Raw genomic sequence first — 23,027 nt, forward strand, 5'->3', positions numbered from 1 at the left:
GGCCCTGATGCCCGGCCGGAAGGCCGGCGCTACCCGGCGGCGATATGGGCGGGGTTTGCCGCCAGTTTCTTCAACATCGCTTCGGCATCGGCGCTGCGCTGCGAGCGGCCGATAAAGCCGCCGCCGAGGACGCGGGCGTCGTTGCCGTCGTCGGAATAGAGAACGCATGCCTGGCCCGGCGCGATGCCGGACTCTCCATCGGCAAGCTCGACCCAGACGGCGCCGTCGCCGCGATGCAGCGTGGCGGGCCGCGGCGGGCGGGTGGAGCGCACCTTGGCGAAAACCTCGGCGCCGTCGGCGGGAATATCGGTCAATGCGCCGTCGCCCAGCCAGTTCATGTCGCGCAGGTAGATCTTGTGCGTTTCCAGTGCTTCGCGCGGGCCAACGACGACGCGCGCATTCTCGGCATCCAGATGCACGACATAAAGCGGCTCGCCGGAAGCGACGCCGATGCCGCGCCGCTGGCCGATCGTATACCGCAATATGCCATCATGACGCCCGAGCACGCGCCCGTCGATATGGACGATGTCGCCGGGATTGGCGGCATTTGGCCTGAGCTTGGCGATGACGTCGGAATATTTTCCCTGCGGTACGAAGCAGATGTCCTGGCTGTCATGCTTGGCGGCGACGGACAGGCCCATCTCCTCGGCGATGGCGCGCACCTGCGGCTTCGGCAGGTGGCCAAGCGGAAAGCGCAAATAGTCGAGCTGCGCCTGCGTCGTGGCAAAGAGGAAATAGCTCTGGTCGCGATCCAGATCGACAGGGCGGTACAGTGCCCGATGTGCGCCATTGGCGCGCGAGCGGATATAGTGGCCGGTCGCCAGGGCGTCGGCCTCAAGCTCCTGCGCGGTTGCCAGAAGGTCGGCGAACTTTACGGTCTGGTTGCAGGCTACGCAGGGGATCGGCGTTTCGCCGGCCATATAGCTGGCGGCGAAAGGATCGATCACGGCCTTGCGGAAGCGTTCCTCGTAATTCAGCACATAATGCGGAATGCCGAGCGTCTCGGCAACGCGGCGGGCGTCGTCGATATCCTGGCCGGCACAGCAGGAGCCGGCACGATGGGTCGCCGCGCCATGGTCGTAAAGCTGAAGCGTGACCCCGATGACATCGTAGCCTTCCCGTTTGAGCAGGCCGGCAACGACGGAGGAATCGACGCCACCCGACATCGCCACCACGATTCGCGTTTCTTCAGGGCGTGCGGGAAGGTCGAGGCTGTTCATGGTCAAGTCCGTATTCTCAACGGTTCGGGTTCAAGGCCCGAACGATGCGCCGAATATAGGGCAAGCTTGGCGACTTCGCCAGCGCCGGGGTGCCGGGGCAGGGGTCGCACCTACGGTTTTGTGCGCGTTGTTTCAAATGCCGCTGAAATCCCTAACGCGGCATTCATGATCCTTACCTATCCATTAGGGCGGGCTTAGGCAATTTTTAAAGCTGTGACGGTAATGTGGTGGGGATTGGGTCTTTGAGTTTTTAGTAGAGAGTACGATGACCGATCTAATTAGACCGCGAGTCAAATATGTTATCGGGCCTGACGGCAGCCCTCTTACCATTGCCGATCTGCCGCCGACCAATACAAGGCGCTGGGTTATCCGGCGCAAGGCGGAAGTTGTTGCTGCCGTGAGGGGCGGGCTTCTGAGCCTTGAAGAGGCGTGTCAGCGCTATAAGCTGACCACGGAAGAATTCCTCTCCTGGCAGGCATCGATCGACGAGTACGGCCTAGCGGGATTGCGCACGACCCGCATCCAGCAATACCGTCACTGAGTGTCGGCGTTCCTTCGGACGCACAAACGGCACACTGCGGTATTGATCGTTCTCCGGAACAATCGGAACGTGGCTCCCTTTCGGGGGTGAAAGCCCGTTCGGCGTTGGCCGACGGTTTTTTGCTGTTCTGAAAGACGGTTGAGTTCGGCGACGCCTTGCGGTCCGCTCGGCGTGCGAAGGCAACTCGAAGTTGTGGTTAGAGAGGCTGACGCCCGGATAAGTCCGGGTGTCGCTCTATCTCTTTGTTTGAGCGTCGAATTTTCCGAAAACCGGCTTCCATTTTTCGGTCCGACACCGGCTGCCCGGTGCCGCACAGGCGCGTTTCGCGGGCGAAGAACGCCGCTTCCGTTGCATCCTGGAACAAACAACCAAGCGATAGCACCGCCTGCCATACGGCGCGGATTTCATCGGCGGCGATGCGTCATGGTTGCGCGGGCGCGCTTTGCCCGCGTTAATGGGGCCGTCAGGTCAGGGGCAGGCTTCGGCGTTTAGCCGATCATCGCGCTGCGATTGTCGATCTCGACGTCCCGAAGCCTTGTATCGCGCGATTCGAGCAATTCCGCCTTGGAAAGCTCCGCTTCAGCTTCGGCGAGTAATGATTCGGCAGCGCTTCGCTGTTGGGCGAGGTCGGACTGGGAATTCCTGAGATTGTCGCGCCGCAGGCGCGCCGCCGTTGCGAAGGTCGGATAGGCAAAATGAGATGTATCGGTAATGCCGGCCTTTTTCTCTTCTGCGGCGATCTGCAATTCCAGTTCGCCGGCCATTCGCTCGAATTCGGCGATCATCATATCGAGCTGCAGCAGTTGTCGCCGCTTCTCGGTGACTTGAAATTGCTTCAGTCGAACCAGGTTCTCACGTGATTTCATGATTCGAAACTCCAGCATACGCACACTTGCACATAGCGTTCAAACGACCCCGGCAGGGCCTGTCCCGCCTGTTTCCCCTAGCTTTCCCCTCGCTATAGGAAACAAAATCCTAAAATTTTTTCATGCCGGTAACCATTCGTTTACGGGCATTGTTAATCATAGGACCCAGGACTTAAGGGCAGGTAAAAATTTCGACACGGAAAACGATGCCACCTTATGAGTCAGAAGAATCGCTTAGTCCGGACTTCTAATGTTTCGGATTAACGAATCGGCATCGGGATTCCGTAGCCGATTCAAGTGAGTGTAGAAATTGGTTAAAAAATCTGGTATCGTAACGGGTACGTAATTAGGATTTGTTAACCATTAGGTGGCAGCTTCGACTTAGGAAATTGCTGCTCCGATTCAGGACGGCTCGGAAACGGATCGGTAGCGGAAAAGGGGAATGAGATGCGCGTTCTGCTGATTGAAGACGACAGTGCAACCGCACAAAGCATCGAATTGATGCTGAAGTCGGAAAGCTTCAACGTCTATACGACCGATTTGGGCGAAGAAGGCGTCGATCTCGGAAAGCTTTACGACTACGACATTATCCTTCTCGATCTGAACCTCCCCGATATGTCGGGTTACGAGGTGCTGAGGACGCTTCGCCTCTCCAAGGTCAAGACGCCGATCCTCATCCTTTCCGGCATGGCCGGCATCGAGGACAAGGTCCGCGGCCTGGGCTTCGGCGCCGATGACTACATGACCAAGCCTTTCCATAAGGACGAACTGGTCGCCCGCATCCACGCTATCGTGCGCCGCTCGAAGGGCCATGCCCAGTCGGTCATCACGACCGGCGAACTGGTGGTCAACCTGGATGCCAAGACGGTCGAAGTCAGCACCCAGCGCGTGCACCTGACCGGCAAGGAATACCAGATGCTGGAGCTGCTTTCGCTGCGAAAGGGCACCACGCTGACCAAGGAAATGTTCCTCAATCACCTTTATGGCGGCATGGACGAGCCGGAATTGAAGATCATCGACGTCTTCATCTGCAAACTGCGCAAGAAGCTCGATGCGGCATCCGGCGGCCAGAATTATATCGAAACCGTCTGGGGGCGCGGCTATGTGCTGCGCGAGCCGGAAGAGGTTCGCGAAATCGCCTGACGGCAGGCTACGACGCAATAAAAGCCCGGCTTCTGCCGGGCTTTTTGCATTGTGGAAGCCAAAAAGGCCTGAGCGTCATCAATCCACGCGGAGAATCGCCCGAAGGCGATCCGTTGCATGGGGCATCATGCGCGCCGATCAGGCGGCGCTGACCAGCGTGCGGAAACGTTCGGTCAACTGGTGACGGTTGAAGGGTTTCAACAAATAACCTTGGGCGCCGGCGCGCTTGGCGCGCATGATCGCCCCGATGTCGACTTCGACCAGGGAAACCAGGATTGTCGGCACGACCGGCGTGTTCAGGGTTCGAACCTTGCGAATGAAATCGGTCGTCGGCATGCCCTCCATCGCGCCGTCCACGACGAGTATGTCGGGCATGTCGGTGGCGCACATTTCCAGTGCCTCGGGACCGCTGGAGGCTTCGATCACCAGCATATCCGGTCCGCCAAGGATACGCTTGGCGACTTTCCTGACAACGCTCGAATCGTCGACGAACATGCATCGCTTCATTGCCATCCCCTTATTGCCTTATCTGCCCGGCGTGGCCGGTCCCCTGACAAGCGAGTGTAGGGCAGGCTGGTAAAGAAGCGGAAAAGCCGATGGATAAATTTGTCTCGACTATGCCTGTTTCGTGCTCAGGAAGGCTTTATTTCCGGGGCTTTGGGCACCGTTCAGCTTGCCGTTAGGACGATTTCGTCCATCGTGGCGTGGATCGAGATGGTCATTGCGGCCTCGCGCGCCAGAAGCAGCGTATAGTAAGGCTGCACCGAATGGGCGTCGATCGGCTCGTCCGGCTGGTTGCCGGAATGAAGTTCCAGGAATTTCGGCGGGACGCGCAGCATCGGGCCGGCGGAAGTAAGCGTGAAGCGCGGCTGCGTCTCGACGTCTTCCAGCGTCACTGAAATCTTGCCGCCGCGCGGAATGGCTGCATTGGCCACCAGAAGGAGGTTGAGCAGCAGCTTGACCTTGTTCTTGGGCAGCAAGGCGCGCGTTCCGGTCCAGGTCAGTTCGGGCTTTTCGTTCTTGAGGAACGCATGGGCGACGTTTTCGGCGTCGCCGGTGTCGATCAGCATGCCTGCCGAACCGGCGGCTCCGAACGCGATGCGCGCAAACTGCAAGCGGGCAGACGCGTTGCGGGCGCTCTGGCGGATGAGGTTCATGGCGTCTTCGTCGGCGCCGCCCTCGTCCAGCAGTTCCAGTCCATTATTGATCGCGCCTACCGGCGAGATGATGTCGTGGCAGACCCGGCTACACAGCAGCGCTGCGAGATCGGGTGCGGACAGGGTGAAAAGCTCAGCCATGGAGAATCCCCGGTAAAGGCAAAAACAGCAAAATGAAATTCACGAAACGCTACATCGACGAATCGCCCCAACTCCGACTTGGGCGGGTATACAGCCAGCATCGGAGCATCAACAAATCATAAATCGATCTTTCGGCAATACGCCCGCAATAGGTCGCCCGACGGCCTTTGTGCCGCCATCTTCATGTGAGACTTTAATGGTTGAAAAACGATTACGGCCTAGATTGGCACCATAACAGTTTATCCTGACATACCCGAAGCGGCCAGCAAGGAGCCTGCACGGGTGAGGCGTCGGCGAAAGCGCTCCCTGACGGAGATTGGAAGCAATGTTTTCCCGACTTTACGACCGGAATGTTTTCCGTGTCCTTGCGATGATGATTGCCCTTGCGGGTTTTTACGGCCTGTCGGTCTCCGCCTCGCAGGCGCAGGAATATACCGCACAGGAAATCGTCGATTCCGGCCATAAATTCTTTGGCGCGACGTCCGGCGGCCTTGCCAGCGTGGTCGAGAAGATTTTTGCGTCTTACGGCCTGCCGAACGGCTATCTGCTCGGCGAGGAAGGGTCCGGCGCCTTTATCGGCGGGCTCACCTATGGCGAGGGAACGCTCTACACCAAGAACGCCGGCGACCACAAAACATTCTGGCAAGGTCCTTCGCTGGGCTGGGATTTCGGCGGTGAAGGGTCGCGCGTGATGATGCTCGTCTATAATCTGGACGACGTGAGCGCCATCTACAACCGCTTCGGCGGCGTTGCCGGCTCGGCCTATGTGATCGCCGGCGTCGGCTTCAACGTGCTCAAGAACAACAACATGCTGCTGGTGCCGATCCGTACCGGCGTCGGGGCACGGCTCGGCGTCAATCTCGGTTATCTGAAGCTGACCGACCGGCCGACGTGGAATCCATTTTAAGGCTTGGATTTTAACGGGCTCCCTGCGGGGAGCACTGGATTTGCCTCGGCGCAACGTGGCACAATAGCGTGCCTGCGAAGGCTTCCGCGATCCATAGCGAGTAGAGCGTCTTGGTCCAGCCTATCCTTTTCTTCGCGCTCGGCTTCCTCGGTGCCGGATTTCTTGCGCTGCTGGTCGCTCCGGCCATCTGGCGCCGGGCCGTCTCGCTGACGCGCGCCCGCATTCAGGGATCAATGCCGCTGACCCTTTCCGAAATCCAGGCGGACAAGGACAGCATGCGCGCGGAGTTCGCCATGGCGACGCGCAAGCTGGAAATGACCGTCGGGACGTTGCGCGAGAAGGCGGCCGGGCAAATGGTGGAAATCGGCCGTAGCCGCGAGCAACTGGCGGCGCTCGAAACCGAACGCGCCGCGCATGAACTGAAGATCGCGGCACAGGAACAGGCCAACGAGGCGCTTACGGTCATGGCGCGCAAAAGCGAAGAGCAGGTCGGCACCCTGTCCGCCAGGCTGGCGGACAGCGAACGGCTTGCCGAGGAGGCGGCGCAGGAACTGGAACGGCTGGGCCAGATGTATGACGAGGCGAGCTTTGCCGCCAGCAACCGGCAGATCGAACTGGTGGCCAGGGAATCCAGGCTCCAGGGGCTGACCGACGAAATGTCTTCGCTGCGCACCCAGCACAAGGACGCGCTGCGGCGTCAAAAGGAGATCGAAGTGGAACACCGGTTGTCCCGTGAAGCCATAGACGCCGAGCGGAAAAAGGCGAGCGACCTCGACAAGAAAGTCGCGCGCCTGATGGCGACTTTGGCGGACCGGGACGAAAAGCTCGACCGCCGCGAAAAGGAAATCGAACGGCTGCGGGAGCAGTCGAAGGGCGTGGCTCCCGCTGCCGCGAACCCCCGTCGGGAGGCCGACATCGAAAAAGCCATCGGCAAGCTGGACGTTGCTCGCGAGCGGCTGGAAGCGCGGCTGGTGGCGCTTGCCCGCGAGAACAAGCAACTGAGGACCGATGTTGCGGCGGCGCAGCAAGCGCATTCGCCGGGAGACGAGGCGGGCGACGCTTCGATGCTGCGCGAGCAGATGCATGATCTCGCGGCGGAAGTGGTCCAACTGACGGCGCTGCTCGACGGCCCGGATTCGCCGATTTCCAAGGCGCTTGCGGCCCCTCAGGTCGATCAGGCCTCCGGGCAACAGGGCGAGCGCATGATGAGCCTTGCCGACCGGGTCCGGGCCTTGCAGAAAGCGGCGGCTGAAGGCTGAAAGCCAGGCGGGATCGTTCCAGTATCAGTTCTTGATGCGGGAGAAATGATGCAGCGCAATGGCGGAGGCGGCGGCGACGTTCAGGCTGTCGAAGTCTTTCGCCATCGCAATACGTACCGTCTCCAGCCGCTCCAGCAGGGGGCCGGGCAGGCCTTCCCCTTCCGTTCCCAGAAACAGCGCCAGCCGTTTTCCCGGCCGCGCGTCGCGAATGTCGATAGCGCCGCGAGGCGACAGGGCAAACTGGTCATAGCCGAGCCGGTCGAGCGTCCCGATAAAGCTGCTCGTATCGTCGAAGGTGGCGAAGGGCACTTTCAGCGCCGCGCCCACCGAAACGCGGATTGCCTTGCGGTAGAGCGGGTCGCAGCACGACGTGTCCAGAAACACCGAATGAGCGCCAAAAGCCGCGGCATTGCGAAAGATCGAGCCCATATTGTCGTGGTTGGAAATGCCGACCAGTGCGACGACCAGCGGTGGAAGATCCGCCAGCAGGGCTTCCGCGTCCTGGCGCGCGCGCTTGATGCCGATGGCCAATATGCCGCGATGCATGTGAAAGCCGGCTATCTTGTCCATGACCTCTCCGGACACGACGTGGATGGGCAGGGTTTCGGGGGCTTTCGCCAGAATGTCGGACAGGCCGGCCAGCCTGTTTTCCAGCACGAGGATCGATTCGGCAGTGAAGCGCCGCGCCGATAGCAGCACGTCGAGAACCACCTTGCCTTCGGCGATGAAGCGGCCCTGCCTGCCGGCCAGGTCGCGCTCGCGAATATCCAGATAGGCCGCGATCCTGGGGTCGTGCGGATCGTCGATGCGGGTGAGGTTCATGGCTTTCCCGGTGGTCTGGAGCATCGGACCGAAAAGTGGAATCCGGTTTTCGGAATACTCCGATGCTCACCAAAAGTGTCGCCGGGATAAAGCTGCGTGGTCGCTTGTGGTCAAGTCCCCGTGCGGCGTAGGGCTGGGGCTGCCTGCTCCTCGTCATCGAAAACGGCGCTTAGCATCTGCAAAAGCGCTCGCACCATCTCGGATTGGCAGGAATAGTAGATCATCTGCCGGTCTCGACGGGTCTGAACCAGGCCGAAGGCGCGGAGTTTCGCCAGGTGTTGCGAAAGCGCCGACTGGCTGAGCGATACTTTTTCGGCAATCGCGCCGACCGACATTTCGCTGTCCAGCAAATGGTTGACGATGATCAGCCGTTTTTCGTTGCCCATCAGCATCAGGAAGGAAGCCGCTGCCTCGGCATTGTCGATCAGCTTGGACGAAACCATCATTAACCCCACACTTTCCCTGCTTTCCAGCGCTATGGGGGCAGATAGCGCGGGAACTCCATCAATCAATCGTTCGCGGCACAAGACCGACACCGAAAAGATGCCTGCATATGGCCGCGAGAATACCTCGGCGCAGCCGCATCGAGATGCGGCAAATCATTTGCGCCGCAAGCCCGACGGCGCAAATGGAAGGTAGAAACATTTCATCCAAACCACAACCGCAACCGGCCGGTTGCAGCGGCCATTGCCATCAGGACTGTGGCGGTTCTGCCGCACGCCCGGCCCGCGCCATCTCCACCAGGCTGGGGCGCAGCTCGGTTGCGACCTTGAGAGGCTGGGGAAAAAATACCCTGTGGACATCGTCTCCCGAAGCGATGTCGATACCATCGGCATCGAATCCGGTAACCTTCCAGCCATTACCGGAAGCCTTGGCGAAATGGCGCGCATAGACGGCGATCGCATCAAGATGGTCGGCGTTCATGTGGTCGAGCGCGCCTTGTTCGCTGGCCGCCAGCTCGTCGTTGATGGGGCCCGAGACGAGAAGGTCGGCGCGTTCGAGCCGGTAGGCCTTGCCGAACCCGGCATTCAGGCTGGCGCTTTCCGGCTCGAGGCGGAAGATCGAAAAATCGCCAAGCCCGACATAGAGCTTCGCCTTCGGATTGCGGTTCAGGTAGCGCCGCTCGGCGCGGATGTGATCCGGCCCGCCCCGTTCCAGCCGCGTGGCGCGGCAGGCCAGCGTGATGCGCGGATGCGCCAGGGGATCGCCTTTGCCGGTCACGCCGACCAGCAGCGAGCAGCGCGGGTCGGCCAGAATGGCGGGTGTGTGGGCCGAGAGCATCGAGACGAGGATCAGCGGCGCACCGTCGATGTCTGTCGCGACGCCGACGCGGTTGACGTTCGGCGCGCCGGTCTTGGGGTCGATGAAGGCAAGCGAGCCATAGCGCGCGCCGCGCACCAGCGTCCTGGCCAGCCGGATCGCCTCGGCATTAGTCTGGCGCAGCACGTCCTTCTTTTTGTCTTCCAATTTGCTCACCGCAATAAGTTGATATTCTTTCTCCACTTATTGCGGGTCAGGCGGCGTTTGACAAGGTTATTTCCGCCATTCGGCGCCAACAGCCACGAAGGCTGCATTCGACCGCACGGCGGACACTCATGGCTGCCGTCGCCGATCCCAAAAGCCGCCTCTTCAGCGGTCCGTCAGGCTAATCGCCGTGACTATGCTGGAACGTATGTCAACCTGATCACGTCCTCGCCGATACGATCGCTCGCCACGAGGCGCAGCGGGGGCCGCGGGCCGGCGAAGAACGGCTTGCCGCCGCCGAGGACAACGGGATGGAGGTACAACCGATACTCATCGACAAGGCCCATGTCGGTCAGACTTCCCGCCAACTCTGGTCCGGAAACTTCAATCACCCCATCGAGTTGAGCTTTCAAACCGCGTATCGCCGCCTCGACCTCATCATCGACAAGGGTGGCGTTCGGGCCAACGGACTTCAACGAGCGTGACACGACCCACTTCGGTTGGCTCCGCCACGCCGCCGCATAGTCACATTCTGCCTCACCCCACTCAGAATGATCCTCGTCCCAATACCGCATCACCTCATACATACGGCGACCGTACACACTGCCGGCGAGGCCGCGCACGTCGTCGATGAAATGACGAAAAAGCACGGGATCGGGTACAAATGCCGTGTGGTCGTGGTCGACATAGCCGTCCAGCGACTGGTTCAATCCAAAAACAAGCTTCGCCATAAGGGATCTTCTCCTCGCCATCTTCTCGCAGGCTGCCGAGGGTACGCAAAAGTGAAGCGGGCTACAATCGAGCGACCCACTTGCCGCCATGACCCATTAGCAGAAGTCCTCTTTCCGGCCCATCGCGTACAAAGCAGAATGTCGCCTAACCACCCAATCGCAGACCTCTTGACTGGACGCAGGCTTGGTGGCGGTGGCCACCGAATACCAGTTATTTCGGGGCCATGCGGATCGCCCCGTCTAAACGAATAGTTTCGCCGTTGAGCATCTGGTTTTCCACGATATGCAGGGCAAGCGCGGCGTATTCCGATGGCTCGCCAAGCCGCGAGGGGAACGGCACGGCGGCCCCCAGCGAATCCTGCACGTCCTGCGGCATGCCGGCCATCATCGGCGTCTTGAAGATGCCGGGCGCGATGGTGCAGACACGGATGCCGGAGCGGGCGAGGTCGCGCGCCACCGGCAGCGTCATGCCGACGATGCCGCCCTTGGACGAGGAATAGGCGGCCTGGCCGATCTGGCCGTCATAGGCGGCGACCGAGGCGGTATTGACGATGACGCCGCGTTCGGCCCCCTCGAGAGCATCGAGTTTTCCAGCGGCGTCGGCGAAGAGACGGATCATGTTGAAGGTGCCGATAAGATTGACCTCGATGACCTTGCGGTACTGGTCGAGCGGATGCGGCCCGTCCTTGCCGACCGTCTTCACGCCGATGGCGATGCCGGCGCAGTTGACGAGGATGCGGGCGGTTCCGAGTTTCTGGCCCACTTCTGCAATCGCGGCAACACCGCTGTCGGCGCTGCTGACGTCACATTGGACCGCGATGCCGCCGATGTCCGCAGCGACCTTGGCGGCGCGTTCCATGCCGACATCGAGAATGGCGACCTTGGCGCCCTTGGCGGCAAGCGCCCGCGCCGTCGCCTCGCCAAGGCCGGAGCCTGCGCCAGTTACGATTGCGACCTGTCCGTTCGGGTTCATTTTTCTCTCCTGGTTTTCCGCACAGTACGGAGACGGTGCAGGCGGCGCAACGTACCTATCGGCGTTGAGCCTGGTCGGCGTGGCAGACTTCGCCGGAAAGCTTGCGCACGGTTCCGGGCATGATTTCGTGGGCCAGCACCCGGTTGAGGTCGACGGGGCGGGGCATCAAGATCTGGCCGTGCGGTACTTTGGTGAAGCCGAGCGGCCCGTAATAGGGTTCGTCGCCGACCAGCAGGACAGAAGGCACGCCCGCCGTTGTCGCCGCTTCCAGCGCCATGGCCACCAGCCGCCGGCCGATGCCGAGGTTCTTGAAGGCCGGGCGCACCGCCAGCGGCCCCAGCATGACGGAACGGCCTTCGCCCGCTGCTATCGGCGTCATCCGCACCGAAGCGATGACGGTTTCGCCTTGCATGGCGACAAAGGACAAGGCCCGGTCGTGCGGGCCGCCTTCGCGTATCTTGTAAGCGGCGCGCGCAAAGCGGCCCGGCCCGAAAGCTTCTTCGTTGATGACGTCGATCTGGTGGTCATGCGCCGGGGTTTCCGGCAGGTAGGTCACGTCGGCAGAGTTCATGGTCGTCGCGTTCCGGTATGCGAGGAAAGATGCTGCAAGGCGCAGCGTTCGCCAGTCAGCGCCTGTTCAGGCGCGGGCGTTCTTTCGTCGTCGGTCGAACCGGATGGATGCAAAGACGTGGACCATGGTGGTTGTCCGCTAGCATCAAATGTCGGCCGCTGCAATCGGCCTTTAGCCCCGGAAGGGGGGCCGATTGACACTCTGTTCAAGGCAAATGCTTTTCGGATCGTCGTCGGGTGCCTTACATGTGGTGAAAGCACGGAAGGACAAGATTATGGGATTGCTGGTTGAAGGCAAGTGGCAGGATCGCTGGTACGACACCAAATCGACGGGCGGCAAGTTCGAGCGGTCGCAGTCGCAATGGCGCGATTGGATCACGGCTGACGGCGCCCCGGCACCAGGGCGCAAGCGCGGTTTCAAGGCCGAGTCCGGCCGCTACCACCTCTATGTCTCGCTGGCCTGTCCGTGGGCGCACCGCACCCTGATTTTCCGGGCGCTGAAAGGACTGGAAGAAGTCATTTCCGTTTCGGTGGTGCATCCGTTCATGGGCGCGGACGGCTGGACGTTCCTGGCCGAGGACGGCGCTACGGGCGATACGCTCTATGGGCTCGACTTCCTGCATCAGCTCTACACCAAGGCCGACCCTGCCTATTCAGGCCGGGTGACGGTGCCCGTGCTGTGGGACAAGCGCGAAAAAACGATCGTCAGCAACGAGTCGTCCGAAATCATCCGCATGCTCAATTCCGCCTTCGACGAGTTTGGCGACGCGAGGCTCGATTTCTATCCCAAGGCGCTGCGCGGCGAGATCGACACGATCAACGCGCTGGTCTATCCGGCGATCAACAACGGTGTCTATCGCGCCGGCTTCGCCACCACGCAACAGGCCTATGAAGAGGCGTTTCACGAGCTTTTCGCCACGCTGGACCAGCTCGAGGAGCGCCTGTCGAAGCAGCGCTATCTGGTCGGCGGGCAGATCACCGAAGCCGATTGGCGGCTGTTCACGACGCTGGTGCGCTTCGATCCGGTCTATGTCGGCCACTTCAAATGCAATCTGCGTAGGATTGCCGACTATCCGAACCTGTCGAACTATGTTCGCGAGCTTTACCAGGTACCGGGGGTGGCCGGCACGGTCAATATCCAGCACATCAAGGCGCATTATTACGGCAGCCACGACACCATCAACCCGACGCGCATCGTGCCGGTCGGCCCGGCGCTCGATTTCGATGCGCCGCATGATCGTGCCCGGTTCCGGGAAGCGGCGTGAGTTACCAGTAGAGCGAGGGCGTTGCGCGGCTGAACACTTCGGCGATGCGCCGCAGGGTCGCTGGGGTGACGCCCTCCGGCAATTTGTCGAGCGGGAAGAAGCCGGATTCGGCAATCTCGCGGTCCGGCGTCTTTGGCCTGGATTGGACGAAATCCTCGATCAGGTAGAAGCCGACATGGTCGCGCCGGCTTGACCGTCGGTTGAAGTGCAGGGATTTGAGCCGAGGCGGCGCGGTGAAGGCGATGTTGCCTTCCTCGGAAAGCTCGCGCTCCAGCGCTTTTTCCAGCGTCTCGTCGACCTCGACGCCGCCGCCCGGCAACTGCCAGCCAGGCACGTAAGTGTGGCGGATAAGGAAGACCGAGTTCGTCGCGCGGTCGTAGACGAGGCCGCGCACGCCCAAGGTCATTGGTCGCCTGAGCAGGAAATAGAGATGGAACAGCTTGGCCCGAAAGCCCGGCCAGCCGGTCTGGCGGAACGCTTCTTCGTTGTCCTCGGTCATCCGCGGTAAAACCTTCGGTGGAAAGCCTGGCCTTCGTCGCCTATGAAGAGAAAATGTTCAGGCTTGCGCATATTTCCGATGTCCATCTGGGGCCGCTGCCCGCTGTAACCTATCGCGACCTCGCCTCCAAGCGGGTGGTGGGCTATGTCAACTGGCAGCGCAACCGCCGCCGCCATATGCGCGATGCGGTGCTCGACACCATCGTCGCCGATCTCAAGGCAAGCGAACCCGCCCATCTTGCCGTTACCGGCGACCTGGTCAATCTGGCGCTGGACGGCGAGATCGAGATGGCGCGGCTATGGCTGGAAACGCTGGGCTCGCCGCAGGACGTGTCGGTGGTGCCCGGCAACCACGATGCCTATGTGCCGGGCGCTTTCGACAAGGCGTGCCGCTCGTGGGGCGCATGGATGAGCGGCGACGGGGCCAGTTCCCCGGTCAACCGAGATGCGTTTCCCTATCTGCGCGTGCGTCAGAACATAGCGCTGATCGGCGTCTCGACGGCGCGCGCCACCGCCCCCTTCATGGCCAACGGGTTTTTCGGGGAGAGGCAGGCGGCGCGGCTGGAGAAAATCCTGGAAGAGACCGGCCGGCGCGGGCTTTTCCGGGTCATCATGATCCATCATCCACCAGTGCGCGACGCTGTTTCTCAGCACAAGCGCCTGTTCGGCATCGGTCGCTTTCAAAAGGCGATGCGCCGACAGGGGGCGGAACTTGTCCTGCACGGCCATTCGCACCTGCCATCGCTCAACATGATCGACGGCAAGGGAGCTAGAATCCCGGTCATCGGTGTCGCTCCCGCGGGCCAGGCGCCGGGCGGTTCGCATCCGGCGGCGCAATACAATCTTATCGATATAGACGGCGAAAACGGCGACTGGCACGTGCGCCTGACGCGGCGCGGGTTGACCGGTATCGCCCTGCCGCCAAGCGATCTGGAAACCGTGGAACTCAGCGGCAACGCCGCTGCGTCGATCAGGAACTGAACAGGGCCGCGCTGATGCGGTCCCAGAACAGCACGGCCGATATTCCGAGCCCGAACAGCGCCCCGGCAAGTATCAATGCCAGCCCGGCGGCAAGTGCGGACCACACCTTGCCGCGCATGCGCGAGCGCCCGTTCAAGGGCGGCTCGGCTTCCGCCACGGCGTTCCGGGAAACCCCGGCGACCGGCTCGGCACCGCCTTCCATCAGCCGCTGCCGCTCGACGATGCGTTCGGCGACATAGCGCGTGACCTGGTCGGCGACAGGTCTCATATCGGTCGACTCGGCCAGCACCACGCGGCCGACGCGCGTATCCCTGAGAAAGCGAAAGGTGCGACGGTCGCGTCCCATCGCGACATGGCTCACCGCATCGATCCACAGGCGCGGCTGAAGCCCCGAGGATACGGTGAAATCGAAACTATCCATATCGGCGGGAACGTCCGCGAAAACGGGCGCGAGTTCGGCGGCCAGCAGTTCCAGCCGCATGCGGTGCGCATCGCGCATGTCCACGACGACGTCGTCGCGATCGGCGAGCGCGTTCTTGACGTCCCGCACCACGACGGAAAGCGTTCGCGCCTGGTTCAGGGGGCTATCGCTTGCATCACTCATCAGCTTCAGCCTCGGGTTTGGTTAACGAGGAGTTACCACAGAAGATGGTGAAATACAGCCGCCAGATCAACCGGGGAGAGCAAGATTGGCGAGGATTGCGTCGCGCACTAGTTCTGGTGTCTCTCCAATCAGCATGTGGCCGGCTCCCGGCGCGACGCGGACGGTAAAATTGGCAGGCAGGTCGGCGGACTGTGTGAACGGCACGACGGGGTCATCCGTGCCCCACAGCAGCGTGACAGGCATCGTCAGCGTCGCCAGCATTTCGCGCGGGATCATGCCTTGGCGGTCGTCCCTGGTGATGGCGGCGGCGATTTCGACCAGCTTTTCCGTCTGGCCGGGCCGTCCGCGCATGGCGAGATAGGAGCTGAGTGCATCATCGGTTACGGTTGCGTTCTCGCCCGACATGGCCGCCAGGCAGGCGCGCAGTTCAAGTGCATCGACGGCCTTGGCATAGCGGCGCAGCAGGGGACCGTTGATTTCCGGTCCGAAGCCGCCCGGCGCAAGCAGTGTCAGCGAGGCGATGCGCTGCGGCTCGGCCAACGCCATCAACGTCGCCACAGCCCCGCCCATGGAATGGCCGACGACATGGATTTTTTCTGCCCCACGCTCGGAAAGGTCGGCCAAAATAGCGCGCGCGGCAAATTTGGCCGAGCCGGCACCCGGTGTTTTCAGCGAAAGGCCATGGCCGGGCAGGTCATAGGCGATGGTGCGTGCATGCCGCACAAGCGAGGGCAGGATCGTATCCCAAACGCCATGAGCCGCGCCGAACCCGTGGATGAATACGATTGCCTCGGACCCGCTTCCTGCTTCGACGGCATGGATCGCCGTGGTCGGATCGCCGGTGTCAGCTTGCATTGAAAATGCCGGCTTCATGCAACGCGTCGATCAGGCGGTCGGTCAGATCCGCAGGGTAATTCCTTTCAGCGAAAACCTTGCGCGGATTTGCGACGAAACGCGGAAATTGCTGGGTCAGCGTATCCTTGAGTTCTCTTAGCTCTGCGTCGTCGCCAAACGCCTTGGCGCTGATGATGCGCGCGGCGAGATAGTGCGATTTGGGTGCCGTCGTCATCAGCGCGTCGCTGGCCTTCCTGGCGCCGGCCATGTCGCCTTGCATGAACTTTCCGACGAACAAGCCGAAATTCCACCATGTCGGATGGGCGCTCGTCGCCTCGACCGCGCGCGCGAGGATAGGCGTTCCCTCGCCATACTTGCCGGCGAAGATGAGGCTGTAGCCATAGCCGGCGGCCATGCCGAGATCGTAGGGGTTGAGCTGGTAGGCCTTGTGCATCCAGTGGATGGCCGATTCCGACTCGCCCTGTCGGGATTTGAGATAGCCGAAGGAACGATGCACGGCGGCGCTGGTTGAACCCATATGGATGGCGCGGCGGGCAAACTCGAATGCCTGATCGGCGGTTGCGCCCGCTGGATAGGCGTAGTGCTTGGTAACCGCCTCTAGGTGCAACGACGCGATTTCGGAATAGACGAGCGGCGACTTCACGCTCTTTGCGACCAGGTTTTCAAGGCAGCGGTAGGCCGGCTCATGGGTCGCGGCGTTCTGGTCGAGATAATATTTTTCGTCCAACAGCAGGCACCGGGTCAGGCCTTTCTGCAGGCCGTTCTGCTCGATGTAATTGTAGATCGTGCCGGAAGCTGGAACCGTGGCCGTCAGGATGCTTGCGATGCCGTCATCGATCTTCTGCGGCAGCGCGTTCGCAGCATCAAGGCTTTGCGACAGCAGGACCCGGCCGGTCGCCACGTTCTCAAGTTCGACAGTGACGCTGTCCGCGCTCTGCCCGGGCAGGATTTGGACAACGAAGCTCGACGCATCGGCGACCGGGTCAGGCGATCCGGAGATGTTGCGCCCGATGAAATCGATCGTGTCGAAGCCCGAAAGCCCCGCACGTAGCGACGATGCGATCCGGTCCGCTGCTTCCCCCTTGGCCTTGACGCTGAGATAAACCACGGGCAGCACTGTGGACGATTGAGGCGCAGCGATACTGCTCGTTGCGGCGATGTCGGCTCTCGCCATTTCGACGCCGTCCGGCGATAAAGAACCGCCCTGGCGAACGATCAGCACGCCGAGCATGACGATGACGAGCGTGATCGCGGCCCAGAAGAAGGGAAGCTGGCGCGCCATGGACGGCATGCCGATCAGGCCCCGGCGACGCTTCGACGCCGCAACCGCCGTAGTTTCTTCGATCACGGCTCCCGCAAGATTTTCGTCGAGGGCCAGGGAGGCCGGCACAGGCACCGCATTGGCTTCATAGGCGGGAACGTAGCTGCCGCGCGGAATGGTGATGCGCAGGGTTTCCGACACGCCTTCGGTCGCGAAATACTGGGTCAGAAGCTCGCGAAGCCGGCCCGCCTGGACCCGCACGACGGCATCGGTCGAGGAATCGAAATCATTGTCCTTGCCGAAGACGTCGACGGCAATCGCAAACCCCTTCAATCTCGCGGAGCCGCCCGCCTGCTGGCGGTCGACCAGATAGCGCAGCAATTCCCTTGCGCGTTCGGAACGTGCGAACGTCTCGCTGGCGAGAACCCGCTCTAGCGTCTCGCGCACTGCGGGGGCGGCAGGCGTGGAATGCTGCAAGTCTCATCCCTTTCGACGGGCGGCAGAATCTAGGATCGATACTATAGCGCTTGACCTCGCGCACAAGCGTTTGCTTTCGAGGGTGCCGGCCCGCCGGACAGTTATCCAGAGGGCCGGCCCCGATTGGTTAACCGGCGCTTATTGCGATGATCCGGTTGGCGGCGGACACGACCGCTTCCAGCGAAGCCGACGAGATGTTGGTATTGATCCCGGCGCCGAACAGCTTTCCACCCGGATGCTCGACCTCGACATAGGAGATCGCCGAGGCGTTGGAACCGCGCTGCAGGGAATGCTCGGAATAGTCGAGAACCGACATTTCGACGCCGATATGACGCGACAGCGCCTCGACGAAACTGTCGATCGGCCCGGTGCCTGTGCCGGTAATGGTCACTTCGCGGCCATTGTCGAGGATCGTCGCCTCGATCAGGCGGCGGCCCTTCACGGCCGTATCCGGATAGGTTCGGTGTTCGACATATTTCAGCCGCGCGCCGGGCTGGTCTACATAGGTTTCCATGAATTGTTCATGGATGCGTTTCACGGAGACTTCCTTGCCCTCGGTGTCGGTGATCGCCTGAATGTCGTGGCTGAACTCAATCTGCAGATTGCGCGGCAGGTTGAGGCCGTAGTCCGCCTGAAGCACATAGGCGATGCCGCCCTTGCCGGACTGCGAGTTGATGCGGATGATCGCTTCGTACGAGCGCCCGACATCGGCCGGATCAATGGGCAGATAGGGCACTTCCCACAGCGGGGTGTTGGCCTTTCTCAGCGCCTTGATGCCCTTGTTGATGGCGTCCTGATGCGAGCCGGAAAAGGCGGTGTAGACCAGTTCGCCGACATAGGGGTGGCGTTCGGGAATCTTCAACTGGTTGGAATATTCGTAGACCGCCTTCATGCGGTTGATGTCGGAACAGTCCAGTTTCGGATCCACGCCCTGCGTGTACATGTTGAGCGCCAGCGTGACGATATCGACATTGCCGGTGCGCTCGCCATTGCCGAACAACGTGCCTTCGACGCGGTCGGCGCCGGCCATCAGGCCAAGTTCGGTCGTGGCGATGCCGGTGCCGCGGTCGTTATGCGGATGCAGCGAGATGATGAGGTTTTCGCGGTTGTCCAACTGGCGGCACATCCACTCGATGCGGTCGGCGTAGACGTTGGGCGTCGACATTTCCACGGTGGAAGGCAGGTTGACGATGAGCTTGTTTTCGGGCGTCGGCCGGATGATCTCGGTGACGGCGTTGCAAATCTCCAGCGCCACTTCCAATTCGGTGCCGGTAAAACTTTCCGGCGAATACTGGAAGCGGTATCCGCCGCCTGCCTTCGCCGCCATGTCGGTGATCATCTTGGCGGCGTCGGTGGCGATGCGCTTGATGCCGCGCACGTCCTTCTCGAACACCACGCGGCGCTGCAATTCGCTGGTGGAATTGTAGAAATGGACGATCGGGTTGGTCGCGCCTTCCAGCGCCTCGAAGGTGCGTGTGATGAGTTCAGGGCGGCACTGGACCAGCACCTGCAGGGACACATCGGCCGGCACGCCGCCTTGTTCGATGCACCAGCGGGCGAAATCGAAATCGGTCTGCGAGGCCGAGGGAAAGCCGATCTCGATTTCCCTGAAACCCATGTCGAGCAGCAACTTGAACATGCGGACCTTGCGCTCGTGCCCCATCGGGTCGATCAGCGCCTGATTGCCGTCGCGCAGGTCGACCGAACACCAGATCGGCGCCTTGTCGATGGTCTTGGACGGCCATGTCCGGTCGGCGAGGCCAACGGTCGGGTAGGGGGCGTATTTGCGGGCCGCATTGGCCATGCCGCGCTCCATTGCGCGAGCGGGGCGGGCTGGTTCCTGTACGTTCATCGTCTTCGTCTCCAAGCGGCCCGGCGAAAGCGCTTCACGCGGTTTTCGGTGCCAAGCTGCGCCTTTATTCAGATTTCATTCGCGGATTATGACTTTGCCAAGGAGCATGAATGCCTGACGGCGGTTCCCGACCGCCGGGCGCTCCTTCAGCGAACCCGGCGATCGCCGATAAGGCCGAGAAGACGGAGCGTGGAGGAAAGCGCGCGCAGCGTCTCGCCAGCAAAGCCGGTCGGACGGGAAGCAATCGATGCAGGGCGCGTATTCATGGGCATTTCCATACAGGAGGGCTCGAAGCGAGGCAAGGGGGTTACTCCTTCACGGCCCGCGCGATCAGCCTTGCCAGGCTGGGGCCAAGCAGCAGCACGATCAGGAAACGCATCGTCTGTAACGCCATGACGAAGGAAATATCGACGTTTTGCGTGGCGGCGGCGATGATGGCGATGGAATCCATGCCGCCGGGGCTGGTCGCCAGATAGGCGGTCAGCGGATCAATGCCGAGCAGATGGCTGAGGAGCCAGGCAAGACCGCCGCAAAAGGCGATCAGGATGAGGATGGAGCCGATGATCTGGGGAAGCGCGCGTGCTGCGTGGCGCAGGATGGCCTTGGTGAAATTGAGGCCGATCGACCAGCCGATGGAAGCATAACTCAGCGCCAGCAGCCATGGCGGCAACTGGAAATCGACGCCGGCAAGCAGGTGCAACGCCGTGCCGAGGATCATGGTGCCGAGAAAATGGGGTGAAGGCAGGCGAAGCACCCGGCCGCCAAGGCTGCCCGCCAGCGCAACCGCGACGGTCGCCCCGAAAGGGAGGGGCTCGAGCGGCGGAAACCAGACGATGGCCGGTAGTTCGACACCGGACGTATCGACCCACAGCCGGGCGACGAGGGCGGCGGCCACCGAAACGAAGATGACGCGCATATACTGCATGAACGCCACGAGGCGCTGGTCGGCGCCGAACGCGCCAGCCATCAGCACCATGGCTGTGGCGGCTCCCGGCGATGAACCCCATACCGCGGTCGTGCCGGGCAGGATGCGCCAGCGGCTGATCAGCCAGCCCAGCAGACTCGATGCCGCTATCGTTGCCAGGACGGTGCCGAGAAACAGCGGCCAGTCGGCATAGAAGCTGACGAAAATGTCGGGTGCGATCGAATTCGCGATCAGGCACCCGACGATTGCCTGGCCGGCGTTGAAGGCCAGGCGGGGCACGCGCACGGTAGCGCCGTTGGTGCCCGCGGTGATTGCCGCCAGCATGGGGCCGATCAGCAGGGCGGCGGGAAGGGCCGCCGCCTCCAGAGCGCCGGTGAACAGGAGCGATACGGCAAGGATGAGCAGCCATTGCCATGGCGATGCAATGCGCCCGAAACGTTCAGCCTGCGATGGGTCCATGCGCCGTCATAGACAGGATTGGCGGGAATGCGAAGCCGGGTGTGGAGACTTGAAGCCGATTCTGGACCGGCCTTGCACTGCGGAGCGCCTGCGGCCCAGTTTCAGGGGGTAGCCAGTCCGAAGCCGCCGACCGGCTGCGTCTCGATCTGGAATTCGAAGCCGGCGACAGATGGTTTTGCCTTGGCGATCGCGGCTTGTACTTCCGGCAGAGCGAGCGATGCCTTGTGGCTGGCCGCATCGGTCCACACCTCGGTTATCCAGATCGCGGTCGTGTCGGCCGGATCGCGCGCGATGATGTAGTTCAGGCAGCCCGGCAGCGCGCTCGTGACCGCCAGCAGGATTTCCAGCAGCTCTTCGCGCTTTCCCGGCGCCGAACGCATCTTTCCGATCAGGCCATACATCCATCAACTCCCATCGCAGCGTCGAAATAATCCAGCACGGCTTTCGCGAGATTGAGCGAAAAGCGGTCCACGTCAAGGCCTCAGATACGCATAGCCCTGGCCCTGCAGTTGCGCGAGCTTGACGACGCCGCCCGTCTCGGCGCTGACGAAGCCCGCAAGAAGATCGCCAAGCGTCATATCCATGCCGTGCATGGTGTTGGCGCAGGCGTGCGGCGTCAAGCCGTCGCGAACGAGGCTCGAGAAGCGGCCGGAAATGGTGGATGACGCGCTACGGCTTTTGAACGCCGCGAGCGCCGGGCCGTGGACGACAAGCGCGATTTCTACGTTGCCGCCGGTGCCCTCGTAATGGTTCTTGATATTGCCGAGGACAAAGCCGACCCTGTCAGCATCGGCGAGATGATAGACCACCTTCTGCCGTTCGGGGCCGGGCGAGGCCTTGGCCTGGCCGACGCGGACCAGCGTTGCTGCGGCGGCTGCAAACCCGTGAAACATGTCTCGGCGAAGCATGGCATCCTCCCGCTTATGGCCTTGACCGCGTTCTTAGCATAAAATCCTCGGCTGTCGTGTTTCGGGAGGGGATCAAATGATGTCGCTTGGACGAATCGCAGGCATCGGAATTGCTGTCATGCTCGCAAGCCCCGCGTTTGCGCAGGCGACGAGTTCCGCGCTCAGCCCCGACGGCAAGGACGCCTGTTTCGGGCGTGTCTATGACGCGGCACACCTGAAAACCCATCCCAACCAGAAAATTGCCCGCATCTTCTTTCTGCAGGGCAACAACCCGGTCAACCGCCCAATGGAGGAAGCGGACTTTGTCATGGGGAGCGGCTACACCTCCTACATGACGACGACGGCGCGAGGAGCCGACAGGCCCGAATGGGTAGGCGGCTGGTGCGGCATGTCCGGCAGCGACGAGGAGGCAGGGGCCATTCATTGCGGCATGGAGTGCGACCGCACCATGGCGCAGCTGAAGCTTGATGCGAAAGGAAGCCTGATCGTCAGCAGCCTAGATCGGGATATCTATCTCGACCCCGACTCGGAAGAGATGCTTGGCAAGGCAGGTTATGAAAAGCAGAGGCTGGGGAGCGACGACAACGGTTTCAGGCTCGATTCGATGCCGGTAGCCGCGTGTGCCGCCGAATTCGCCAAGATCGATCCGGTCGATGCCGCCTTGGGCGATCCGCTGCGTGTGCGCCTGAAACCCGACCAGCCTTTCTGCTTCGGGCGCGACTATTCCGCCGCGCATCTGGGCTCGCACGCCGACCAGATGACCCAGGCGATCCGCGTCTATCGCGGCAAGGCGGAACTCGCCGGCTTTGCCGCGAGCGGCAAGAAGGATCGTTGGCCAAACGGCGCGGACATCACCGTTTCGATAGCCGCACGCCAAGGAACGGGCGCTGTGAGCCAGACCTATTCGTGCGAGGCCGAGGGCGATCAGTGGCGCTGCGCGGCGAGCGACAAGAACGCGACCGCGGCCTGCGATGTCGGCCAAAAGGAAATCTACCTGCGGCGCGGCGTCAACGGCACGATGATGCTGGCCAATCCGAACAGCGGCCTTGCGCTTGTCGATCTCTGCTCGACGAGCGACGAAAAAACTGCGTCGGACGACAGATTGTTCCGGCTCGATCCGATGCCGCAATCGGCGTGCGGGCTCTAGG

At 61.9% G+C, this 23,027-nt stretch carries 25 protein-coding genes; 7 read left to right on the forward strand and 18 right to left on the reverse strand.

Annotated elements, in window-relative coordinates:
- Positions 1 to 29: 29 nt before the first annotated feature.
- On the reverse strand, positions 30 to 1,226 hold the full coding sequence (gene mnmA / locus ACX3P0_RS13075) for a tRNA 2-thiouridine(34) synthase MnmA (RefSeq protein ID WP_459089049.1): 1,197 nt from the start codon (positions 1,224 to 1,226) through the stop codon (positions 30 to 32).
- 259 nt (positions 1,227 to 1,485) lie between these two features.
- Between mnmA and sciP the strand changes: the two genes are divergently transcribed.
- Positions 1,486 to 1,761 carry a CtrA inhibitor SciP gene (gene sciP / locus ACX3P0_RS13080; RefSeq protein WP_023679563.1) on the forward strand — a complete coding sequence of 92 codons (276 nt, stop codon included), beginning with the start codon at positions 1,486 to 1,488 and terminating at the stop codon, positions 1,759 to 1,761.
- A 488-nt stretch (positions 1,762 to 2,249) separates the two neighbouring features.
- Here sciP and ACX3P0_RS13085 read toward each other — a convergent pair whose 3' ends face one another.
- Positions 2,250 to 2,627, reverse strand: coding sequence for a flagellar export protein FliJ (locus tag ACX3P0_RS13085; protein ID WP_459078247.1), 378 nt, complete (start codon positions 2,625 to 2,627; stop codon positions 2,250 to 2,252).
- A gap of 447 nt (positions 2,628 to 3,074) precedes the next feature.
- Here ACX3P0_RS13085 and ctrA point away from each other — a divergent pair, with 447 nt between their 5' ends.
- Positions 3,075 to 3,770: a response regulator transcription factor CtrA gene (gene ctrA / locus ACX3P0_RS13090; RefSeq protein WP_459078059.1), complete on the forward strand. Its 696-nt coding sequence runs from the start codon at positions 3,075 to 3,077 to the stop codon at positions 3,768 to 3,770.
- Between the two features lie 138 nt (positions 3,771 to 3,908).
- Here ctrA and ACX3P0_RS13095 read toward each other — a convergent pair whose 3' ends face one another.
- Positions 3,909 to 4,277 (reverse strand): response regulator, encoded by a 369-nt coding sequence (locus tag ACX3P0_RS13095; RefSeq protein ID WP_459089051.1) that lies wholly within the window; start codon positions 4,275 to 4,277, stop codon positions 3,909 to 3,911.
- A gap of 161 nt (positions 4,278 to 4,438) precedes the next feature.
- A complete protein-coding gene (gene chpT / locus ACX3P0_RS13100) occupies positions 4,439 to 5,068 on the reverse strand; it encodes a histidine phosphotransferase ChpT (protein WP_459078061.1) in 630 nt (209 codons plus the stop codon).
- A gap of 370 nt (positions 5,069 to 5,438) precedes the next feature.
- Here chpT and ACX3P0_RS13105 point away from each other — a divergent pair, with 370 nt between their 5' ends.
- Both ACX3P0_RS13105 and ACX3P0_RS13110 read left to right on the forward strand, forming a co-directional pair.
- The gene (locus ACX3P0_RS13105; RefSeq protein ID WP_459078248.1) at positions 5,439 to 5,975 is read left to right on the forward strand and encodes a DUF1134 domain-containing protein; all 537 of its coding nucleotides are present in this window, start codon (positions 5,439 to 5,441) and stop codon (positions 5,973 to 5,975) included.
- Between the two features lie 110 nt (positions 5,976 to 6,085).
- Positions 6,086 to 7,234: a hypothetical protein gene (locus tag ACX3P0_RS13110; protein ID WP_459078062.1), complete on the forward strand. Its 1,149-nt coding sequence runs from the start codon at positions 6,086 to 6,088 to the stop codon at positions 7,232 to 7,234.
- A 24-nt stretch (positions 7,235 to 7,258) separates the two neighbouring features.
- Here ACX3P0_RS13110 and ACX3P0_RS13115 read toward each other — a convergent pair whose 3' ends face one another.
- The 6 genes from ACX3P0_RS13115 to ACX3P0_RS13140 form a co-directional block, all read right to left on the reverse strand.
- A complete protein-coding gene (locus tag ACX3P0_RS13115; protein ID WP_459089053.1) occupies positions 7,259 to 8,056 on the reverse strand; it encodes a TrmH family RNA methyltransferase in 798 nt (265 codons plus the stop codon).
- A 110-nt stretch (positions 8,057 to 8,166) separates the two neighbouring features.
- A complete protein-coding gene (locus ACX3P0_RS13120) occupies positions 8,167 to 8,499 on the reverse strand; it encodes an ArsR/SmtB family transcription factor (RefSeq protein WP_459089260.1) in 333 nt (110 codons plus the stop codon).
- 250 nt (positions 8,500 to 8,749) lie between these two features.
- Positions 8,750 to 9,523, reverse strand: a complete 774-nt coding sequence (locus tag ACX3P0_RS13125; RefSeq protein ID WP_459089055.1) for a HugZ family pyridoxamine 5'-phosphate oxidase — start codon at positions 9,521 to 9,523, stop codon at positions 8,750 to 8,752.
- 191 nt (positions 9,524 to 9,714) lie between these two features.
- Positions 9,715 to 10,251, reverse strand: coding sequence for a dihydrofolate reductase family protein (locus tag ACX3P0_RS13130; RefSeq protein ID WP_459078066.1), 537 nt, complete (start codon positions 10,249 to 10,251; stop codon positions 9,715 to 9,717).
- Between the two features lie 211 nt (positions 10,252 to 10,462).
- Positions 10,463 to 11,224 (reverse strand): 3-hydroxyacyl-CoA dehydrogenase, encoded by a 762-nt coding sequence (locus ACX3P0_RS13135; RefSeq protein WP_459078067.1) that lies wholly within the window; start codon positions 11,222 to 11,224, stop codon positions 10,463 to 10,465.
- 55 nt (positions 11,225 to 11,279) lie between these two features.
- Positions 11,280 to 11,795 (reverse strand): GNAT family N-acetyltransferase, encoded by a 516-nt coding sequence (locus tag ACX3P0_RS13140; protein WP_459078068.1) that lies wholly within the window; start codon positions 11,793 to 11,795, stop codon positions 11,280 to 11,282.
- A 274-nt stretch (positions 11,796 to 12,069) separates the two neighbouring features.
- Here ACX3P0_RS13140 and ACX3P0_RS13145 point away from each other — a divergent pair, with 274 nt between their 5' ends.
- Entirely contained in the window at positions 12,070 to 13,059 is a 990-nt protein-coding gene (locus tag ACX3P0_RS13145) for a glutathione S-transferase family protein (protein ID WP_459089057.1), read from the forward strand.
- Between the two features lies 1 nt (position 13,060).
- On the opposite strand, the gene ACX3P0_RS13150 is transcribed toward ACX3P0_RS13145, so the two are convergent.
- Positions 13,061 to 13,558 (reverse strand): NUDIX domain-containing protein, encoded by a 498-nt coding sequence (locus ACX3P0_RS13150; protein ID WP_459089059.1) that lies wholly within the window; start codon positions 13,556 to 13,558, stop codon positions 13,061 to 13,063.
- A gap of 53 nt (positions 13,559 to 13,611) precedes the next feature.
- Here ACX3P0_RS13150 and ACX3P0_RS13155 point away from each other — a divergent pair, with 53 nt between their 5' ends.
- The gene (locus tag ACX3P0_RS13155; RefSeq protein ID WP_459089262.1) at positions 13,612 to 14,538 is read left to right on the forward strand and encodes a metallophosphoesterase family protein; all 927 of its coding nucleotides are present in this window, start codon (positions 13,612 to 13,614) and stop codon (positions 14,536 to 14,538) included.
- On the opposite strand, the gene ACX3P0_RS13160 is transcribed toward ACX3P0_RS13155, so the two are convergent.
- The 7 genes from ACX3P0_RS13160 to ACX3P0_RS13190 form a co-directional block, all read right to left on the reverse strand.
- The gene (locus ACX3P0_RS13160) at positions 14,528 to 15,142 is read right to left on the reverse strand and encodes a hypothetical protein (protein WP_459078071.1); all 615 of its coding nucleotides are present in this window, start codon (positions 15,140 to 15,142) and stop codon (positions 14,528 to 14,530) included. The two genes, ACX3P0_RS13155 and ACX3P0_RS13160, sit on opposite strands and share 11 nt — an antisense overlap.
- Before the next feature lie 66 nt (positions 15,143 to 15,208).
- Positions 15,209 to 15,997: an alpha/beta fold hydrolase gene (locus ACX3P0_RS13165; protein ID WP_459078072.1), complete on the reverse strand. Its 789-nt coding sequence runs from the start codon at positions 15,995 to 15,997 to the stop codon at positions 15,209 to 15,211.
- Positions 15,987 to 17,735: a tetratricopeptide repeat protein gene (locus tag ACX3P0_RS13170; RefSeq protein ID WP_459089061.1), complete on the reverse strand. Its 1,749-nt coding sequence runs from the start codon at positions 17,733 to 17,735 to the stop codon at positions 15,987 to 15,989. The genes ACX3P0_RS13165 and ACX3P0_RS13170 overlap by 11 nt, the downstream gene beginning before the upstream one ends.
- A 127-nt stretch (positions 17,736 to 17,862) precedes the next feature.
- Positions 17,863 to 19,539, reverse strand: coding sequence for a 2-isopropylmalate synthase (gene leuA, locus ACX3P0_RS13175; protein WP_459089264.1), 1,677 nt, complete (start codon positions 19,537 to 19,539; stop codon positions 17,863 to 17,865).
- Positions 19,540 to 19,894: 355 nt separating this feature from the next.
- A complete protein-coding gene (locus ACX3P0_RS13180) occupies positions 19,895 to 20,971 on the reverse strand; it encodes an AbrB family transcriptional regulator (RefSeq protein ID WP_459089063.1) in 1,077 nt (358 codons plus the stop codon).
- A gap of 101 nt (positions 20,972 to 21,072) precedes the next feature.
- Positions 21,073 to 21,372 (reverse strand): putative quinol monooxygenase, encoded by a 300-nt coding sequence (locus ACX3P0_RS13185; protein WP_459089065.1) that lies wholly within the window; start codon positions 21,370 to 21,372, stop codon positions 21,073 to 21,075.
- A 72-nt stretch (positions 21,373 to 21,444) separates the two neighbouring features.
- Positions 21,445 to 21,879, reverse strand: a complete 435-nt coding sequence (locus ACX3P0_RS13190) for a DsrE family protein (RefSeq protein ID WP_459089067.1) — start codon at positions 21,877 to 21,879, stop codon at positions 21,445 to 21,447.
- A gap of 118 nt (positions 21,880 to 21,997) precedes the next feature.
- On the opposite strand from ACX3P0_RS13190, the gene ACX3P0_RS13195 reads away from it, so the two are divergent.
- Positions 21,998 to 23,026 (forward strand): hypothetical protein, encoded by a 1,029-nt coding sequence (locus tag ACX3P0_RS13195; RefSeq protein ID WP_459089069.1) that lies wholly within the window; start codon positions 21,998 to 22,000, stop codon positions 23,024 to 23,026.
- Position 23,027 lies beyond the last annotated feature (1 nt).

It is taken from the genome of Mesorhizobium sp. A556 (assembly GCF_054489545.1).

Excerpts from the sequence above, each read along its gene's own strand:
- sciP (WP_023679563.1), top strand. The coding sequence starts at position 1,486 with ATGACCGATCTAATTAGACCGCGAGTCAAATATGTTATCGGGCCTGAC.
- ACX3P0_RS13085 (WP_459078247.1), bottom strand. The coding sequence starts at position 2,627 with ATGAAATCACGTGAGAACCTGGTTCGACTGAAGCAATTTCAAGTCACC.
- ctrA (WP_459078059.1), top strand. The coding sequence starts at position 3,075 with ATGCGCGTTCTGCTGATTGAAGACGACAGTGCAACCGCACAAAGCATC.
- ACX3P0_RS13095 (WP_459089051.1), bottom strand. The coding sequence starts at position 4,277 with ATGAAGCGATGCATGTTCGTCGACGATTCGAGCGTTGTCAGGAAAGTC.
- chpT (WP_459078061.1), bottom strand. The coding sequence starts at position 5,068 with ATGGCTGAGCTTTTCACCCTGTCCGCACCCGATCTCGCAGCGCTGCTG.
- ACX3P0_RS13105 (WP_459078248.1), top strand. The coding sequence starts at position 5,439 with ATGATGATTGCCCTTGCGGGTTTTTACGGCCTGTCGGTCTCCGCCTCG.
- ACX3P0_RS13115 (WP_459089053.1), bottom strand. The coding sequence starts at position 8,056 with ATGAACCTCACCCGCATCGACGATCCGCACGACCCCAGGATCGCGGCC.
- ACX3P0_RS13120 (WP_459089260.1), bottom strand. The coding sequence starts at position 8,499 with ATGGTTTCGTCCAAGCTGATCGACAATGCCGAGGCAGCGGCTTCCTTC.
- ACX3P0_RS13130 (WP_459078066.1), bottom strand. The coding sequence starts at position 10,251 with ATGGCGAAGCTTGTTTTTGGATTGAACCAGTCGCTGGACGGCTATGTC.
- ACX3P0_RS13135 (WP_459078067.1), bottom strand. The coding sequence starts at position 11,224 with ATGAACCCGAACGGACAGGTCGCAATCGTAACTGGCGCAGGCTCCGGC.
- ACX3P0_RS13140 (WP_459078068.1), bottom strand. The coding sequence starts at position 11,795 with ATGAACTCTGCCGACGTGACCTACCTGCCGGAAACCCCGGCGCATGAC.
- ACX3P0_RS13145 (WP_459089057.1), top strand. The coding sequence starts at position 12,070 with ATGGGATTGCTGGTTGAAGGCAAGTGGCAGGATCGCTGGTACGACACC.
- ACX3P0_RS13150 (WP_459089059.1), bottom strand. The coding sequence starts at position 13,558 with ATGACCGAGGACAACGAAGAAGCGTTCCGCCAGACCGGCTGGCCGGGC.
- ACX3P0_RS13155 (WP_459089262.1), top strand. The coding sequence starts at position 13,612 with ATGTTCAGGCTTGCGCATATTTCCGATGTCCATCTGGGGCCGCTGCCC.
- ACX3P0_RS13160 (WP_459078071.1), bottom strand. The coding sequence starts at position 15,142 with ATGAGTGATGCAAGCGATAGCCCCCTGAACCAGGCGCGAACGCTTTCC.
- ACX3P0_RS13165 (WP_459078072.1), bottom strand. The coding sequence starts at position 15,997 with ATGCAAGCTGACACCGGCGATCCGACCACGGCGATCCATGCCGTCGAA.
- leuA (WP_459089264.1), bottom strand. The coding sequence starts at position 19,539 with ATGGCCAATGCGGCCCGCAAATACGCCCCCTACCCGACCGTTGGCCTC.
- ACX3P0_RS13180 (WP_459089063.1), bottom strand. The coding sequence starts at position 20,971 with ATGGACCCATCGCAGGCTGAACGTTTCGGGCGCATTGCATCGCCATGG.
- ACX3P0_RS13185 (WP_459089065.1), bottom strand. The coding sequence starts at position 21,372 with ATGTATGGCCTGATCGGAAAGATGCGTTCGGCGCCGGGAAAGCGCGAA.
- ACX3P0_RS13190 (WP_459089067.1), bottom strand. The coding sequence starts at position 21,879 with ATGCTTCGCCGAGACATGTTTCACGGGTTTGCAGCCGCCGCAGCAACG.
- ACX3P0_RS13195 (WP_459089069.1), top strand. The coding sequence starts at position 21,998 with ATGCTCGCAAGCCCCGCGTTTGCGCAGGCGACGAGTTCCGCGCTCAGC.